Source organism: Desulfocurvus sp. DL1XJH-121, assembly GCF_054819825.1.
Map to the genome: position 1 here is coordinate 1 of NZ_JBTVWW010000197.1, position 239 is coordinate 239.

At 64.0% G+C, this 239-nt stretch carries 1 protein-coding gene; it reads right to left on the reverse strand.

Going from position 1 to position 239, the window contains the following annotated elements; genetic code table 11:
• Positions 1-36: 36 nt before the first annotated feature.
• A partial coding sequence (locus ACYYG1_RS17860; RefSeq protein ID WP_461211674.1) for a hypothetical protein occupies positions 37-239 on the reverse strand: 203 nt, incomplete at its 5' end.

Consider the following 239-nt stretch of genomic DNA (forward strand, 5'->3'; position numbering starts at 1 on the left):
GGTGGTGGGCCCGAGCCCTGCCTCCTCCTCCCCGTCCTATTCCTCACCCTTATCTCCCTTTCCCGTCATGAACCTCCTCTTCCCGCTCGTCCTGCCAAAACTACTGGCGCCTTGTTCAACAACTTCGACGAAACCTTCTCCCAATCCGTCCTGCACCGCCACCGCCGCTGCCACCGCCAGCGAGGCAGGAGGTGGACTGGCAGAGACGCGACGCGCCAGGGTAGCAGACACGCTTGCGC